This window comes from Desulfoplanes formicivorans (genome assembly GCF_001748225.1).
In the GTDB taxonomy this organism is placed as follows: Bacteria; Desulfobacterota; Desulfovibrionia; order Desulfovibrionales; family Desulfomicrobiaceae; genus Desulfoplanes; species Desulfoplanes formicivorans.
On record NZ_BDFE01000005.1, the window covers coordinates 1 to 5,199 of the forward strand.

The window sequence follows — 5,199 nt, forward strand, 5'->3', positions numbered from 1 at the left end:
TTTGAAGAAGAAGTCCTGGCGACGACCTACTTTCCCGCGGATGGATCCGGAGTATCATCGGCGCTGGAGGTCTTAACTTCCGAGTTCGAGATGGAATCGGGTGTGTCCCCTCCGCCTTGGTCACCAGGACAAATATATAAGAAAAATAGAGCGATTTGCAAAGAAGACGCGCGGTCTATTAGTACCGGTCAGCTGAACGCATTGCTGCGCTTACACACCCGGCCTATCTACCTTGTAGTCTTCAAGGGACCTTCAGTCATCCGAAGATGAGGGATATCTAATCTTGAGGCAAGTTTCCCGCTTAGATGCTTTCAGCGGTTATCTTTGCCGATCGTAGCTACCCTGCTATGCCGCTGGCGCGACAACAGGTCCACCAGAGGATCGTCCACCCCGGTCCTCTCGTACTAGGGGCAGCCCCTCTCAAATATCCTACGCCCACAGAAGATAGGGACCAAACTGTCTCACGACGTTTTAAACCCAGCTCGCGTACCACTTTAAACGGCGAACAGCCGTACCCTTGGGACCTGCTCCAGCCCCAGGATGTGATGAGCCGACATCGAGGTGCCAAACCGCATCGTCGATGTGAACTCTTGGATGCGATCAGCCTGTTATCCCCGGCGTACCTTTTATCCGATGAGCGATGGCCCTTCCATGCGGGACCACCGGATCACTAACACCTACTTTCGTACCTGATCGAGATGTCTCTCTCACAGTCAAGCTCCCTTATGCGTTTGCACTCAACGGCTGGTTTCCAATCAGCCTGAGGGAACCTTTGCACGCCTCCGTTACTCTTTAGGAGGCGACCGCCCCAGTCAAACTACCCACCAGACAATGTCTCCATGCCGGTTAACGGCTATGGATTAGAACCCTAGATTAGCAAGGGTGGTATTTCAAGGGCGACTCCACAAACACTGGCGTGCCTGCTTCATAGTCTCCCACCTATCCTACACATGCTAATCCAAAATCCAATGTCAAGCTGTAGTAAAGGTGCACAGGGTCTTTCCGTCTTTCTGCGGGTACTCGGCATCTTCACCGAGAATTCAATTTCACTGAGTCTCTGGTTGAGACAGTGCGGAGATCGTTACGCCATTCGTGCAGGTCGGAACTTACCCGACAAGGAATTTCGCTACCTTAGGACCGTTATAGTTACGGCCGCCGTTTACCGGGGCTTCAATTCAGAGCTTTTCCCGAAGGATAACCCCTCCTCTTAACCTTCCGGCACCGGGCAGGCGTCAGGCCATATACAGCGTCTTACGACTTAGCATAGCCCTATGTTTTTAGTAAACAGTCGCCACCGCCATTTCTCTGCGACCACTTTCAGCTCTTACAGTGAATATAATCACCAAAAGTGGCACCCCTTATCCCGAAGTTACGGGGTCATTTTGCCGAATTCCTTAACCAGAGTTCTCTCAAGCGCCTTGGATTACTCATCCCACCCACCTGTGTTGGTTTGCGGTACGGTTTCATGCACATCTCGTTTAGAAGCTTTTCTCGGCAGCATGGGCTCAATCACTTCCGGCTTGCGCCTCGTCATCACCTCTCAGGATAGAGATTCACGGATTTGCCTATGAATCATCCCTACGGGTTTGAACCATCATGTCCAACAGATGGATGACCTACCCTCCTGCGTCCCTCCTTCACTCAAACGATGTACACAAAGTACAGGAATATTAACCTGTTTCCCATCAGCTACGCTTTTCAGCCTCGCCTTAGGGGCCGACTAACCCAGGGAAGATTAACTTTACCCTGGAAACCTTGGGTTTACGGCGAACGGGTTTCTCACCCGTTTTATCGTTACTCATGCCAGCATATTCACTCCTCTTCCGTCCAACAAACCTTCCGGTTTATCTTCATCCTAAAAGAGGACGCTCCCCTACCGATCGAAGACAAGTCTTCAATCCCATGGCTTCGGTATCATGCTTAGCCCCGTTACATTTTCGGCGCAGAACTACTAGACCAGTGAGCTATTACGCTTTCTTTCAAGGATGGCTGCTTCTAAGCCAACCTCCTGGCTGTCTTAACGGTTCCACTTCCTTTCCCACTTAGCATGATTTAGGGACCTTAGCCGATGGTCTGGGCTGTTTCCCTTTCGACCACGGACCTTATCACCCGTAGTCTGACTCCCAGGCTCTCAATTAACGGTATTCGGAGTTTGATAGGGTTTGGTAATCTGGTAGGACCCCTAGCCCTGTCAGTGCTCTACCTCCGTTAATAAACGCCTGAGGCTATACCTCAATATATTTCGGGGAGAACCAGCTATCACCGGGTTTGATTGGCCTTTCACCCCTATCCACAAGTCATCCAAGTAATTTTCAACTTACAATGGTTCGGCCCTCCACTTGATTTTACTCAAGCTTCAGCCTGCTCATGGATAGATCACCCGGCTTCGGGTCTAATCCGCAGTACTATCTCGCCCTGTTAAGACTCGCTTTCGCTACGGCTACACCTCTCGGCTTAACCTCGCACTACAGATTAACTCGCTGGCCCATTATGCAAAAGGCACGCTCTCACACAACTAGTGTGCTCGAACTGCTTGTAGGCAATTGGTTTCAGGTTCTATTGCACTCCCCTAACAGGGGTTCTTTTCACCTTTCCCTCACGGTACTGGTTCGCTATCGGTCGTCAGGTAGTATTTAGCCTTGGAAGATGGTCCTCCCAGATTCAAACGGGATTTCTCGTGTCCCGCCCTACTCAGGTACTCCGTGTGCCGTTTTCGATTTCGCGTACCGGACTGTCACCGTCTCTGGTCAGCCTTTCCAGACTGTTCTGCTATCTAATCACTGGATCACGTATCGGAGCCCTACAACCCCATATGGTCGAAACCATATGGTTTGGGCTAATCCCCGTTCGCTCGCCGCTACTTGGGGAATCTCTTTTGATTTCCTTTCCTCCGGGTACTGAGATGTTTCACTTCCCCGGGTTGGCTCTCACAGACCTATGTATTCAGTCTGGAGTGTATGGACATTACTCCATACGGGTTCCCCCATTCGGAAATCCCCGGGTCAAAGCCTGTTTGACGGCTCACCGAGGCTTATCGCAGCCTTCCACGTCCTTCTTCGCCTCCTGACACCTAGGCATCCACCAATTGCCCTTGATATCTTACTATTGCAAATCGCTCTATTTATCTGTCAATGATCAGTCTAAAACCGTTTCAGGTTTTAGGTTTTAAGTTTTAGGTCAACGACCTAAAAACTAAAACCCAACTCTCAAAACAGTCACACTATTAAAGATCAAAATACGGCTCAAGGTTTCTTAAAACCTGAAACTTAAAACCTAAAACCGTAGGTAAAATGGTGGAGGTGAACAGGATCGAACTGATGACCTCCTGCGTGCAAGGCAGGCGCTCTCCCAGCTGAGCTACACCCCCACTCTTCTCATGGTGGGCCTGGATGGACTTGAACCATCGACCTCACGCTTATCAGGCGTGCGCTCTAACCGGAACTGAGCTACAGGCCCATTTCCACCACAAAGACAATGTCCTTGAAATTAAATAGCGAGTTAGAACTTCTCGTAAGGAGGTGATCCAGCCGCAGGTTCCCCTACGGCTACCTTGTTACGACTTCACCCCAATTACCAGCCCTACCGTAGACGCCTACCTCCCAAAAGGGTTGGTCCGACGGTTTCGGGTAGAACCGACTTTCGTGGTGTGACGGGCGGTGTGTACAAGGCCCGGGAACGTATTCACCCCGGCATGCTGATCCGGGATTACTAGCGATTCCAACTTCATGGAGTCGAGTTGCAGACTCCAATCCGAACTGAGAAGGGTTTTTTGGGATTCGCTCCACCTCGCGGTCTCGCTCCCCTTTGTGCCCTCCATTGTAGTACGTGTGTAGCCCTGGACGTAAGGGCCATGATGACTTGACGTCGTCCCCACCTTCCTCCCGGTTAACCCGGGCAGTCTCTCCAGAGTGCCCAGCATCACCTGATGGCAACTGAAAATAGGGGTTGCGCTCGTTGCGGGACTTAACCCAACACCTCACGGCACGAGCTGACGACAGCCATGCAGCACCTGTCTCTGCGCTCCCCGAAAGGCACTCCCGTATCTCTACAGGATTCGCAGGATGTCAAGTCCAGGTAAGGTTCTTCGCGTTGCATCGAATTAAACCACATACTCCACCGCTTGTGCGGGCCCCCGTCAATTTCTTTGAGTTTCAGCCTTGCGACCGTACTCCCCAGGCGGGATACTTAATGCGTTAACTTTGACACCGAAGCTCAAGGCCCCGACATCGAGTATCCATCGTTTACAGCGTGGACTACCAGGGTATCTAATCCTGTTTGCTCCCCACGCTTTCGTACCTCAGCGTCAGTTACTGTCCAGATGGCCGCCTTCGCCACCGGTGTTCCTCCTGATATCTACGGATTTCACTCCTACACCAGGAATTCCGCCATCCCCTCCAGTACTCAAGCAAAGCAGTTTCAAGTGCAGTTCCACGGTTGAGCCGTGGGATTTCACACCTGACTTACCTCGCCGCCTACGCACGCTTTACGCCCAGTGATTCCGAATAACGCTTGCACCCTCCGTATTACCGCGGCTGCTGGCACGGAGTTAGCCGGTGCTTCCTCTGAAGGTACCGTCAAACATAAGGCCTATTGGACCTTACGCACTTCTTCCCTTCTGACAGAGGTTTACAATCCGAAGACCTTCATCCCTCACACGGCGTTGCTGGGTCAGGCTTGCGCCCATTGCCCAATATTCCCCACTGCTGCCTCCCGTAGGAGTCTGGACCGTGTTCCAGTTCCAGTGTGGCTGATCATCCTCTCAGACCAGCTACTCATCGTTGCCTTGGTAGGCCGTTACCCTACCAACTAGCTAATGAGACGCGGACTCATCTACAAGCAATAGCTTTCAGGAAGAGGCTATCTTTACCGACATTTAAGATTTAAATGCCAGACCATCCGGTATTAGCTCCACTTTCGCGAAGTTATCCCGAACTCGTAGGTAGATTATCCACGCGTTACTCACCCGTGCGCCACTCTACTCACTCCCGAAGGAGCTTTCTCGTTCGACTTGCATGTGTTAGGCACGCCGCCAGCGTTCATTCTGAGCCAGAATCAAACTCTCCAGTTAGAAATCAACTAGAAGCCAGCTCTTGCAAGCTGACCTTAATGCTTAAAACCTTTTATGCTCTAACTCGCTATTTAATTGTCAAAGACCTTGCCTCGTTGTTACCAGGAAAGCGAGCTTCTATCCACTCAACC

Annotated in this window: 2 tRNA genes and 3 rRNA genes; all 5 read right to left on the reverse strand. The window is 51.3% G+C overall.

From position 1 onward, the window contains the following. Nucleotides 1-13: 13 nt before the first annotated feature. A 5S ribosomal RNA gene (rrf, locus tag DPF_RS01640) occupies nt 14-128 on the reverse strand. 29 nt (nt 129-157) lie between these two features. Continuing rightward, nucleotides 158-3,105, reverse strand: a 23S ribosomal RNA gene (locus tag DPF_RS01645). 186 nt (nt 3,106-3,291) lie between these two features. Next, nucleotides 3,292-3,367: transfer RNA gene (locus tag DPF_RS01650), tRNA-Ala, on the reverse strand. Between the two features lie 10 nt (nt 3,368-3,377). Next, nucleotides 3,378-3,456 (reverse strand) — tRNA-Ile (locus tag DPF_RS01655). A gap of 55 nt (nt 3,457-3,511) precedes the next feature. After that, nucleotides 3,512-5,068: ribosomal RNA gene (locus tag DPF_RS01660) — 16S ribosomal RNA — on the reverse strand. Together the 16S, 23S and 5S rRNA genes with 2 tRNA genes alongside form the textbook arrangement of a ribosomal RNA operon. Between the last annotated feature and the right edge of the window lie 131 nt (nt 5,069-5,199).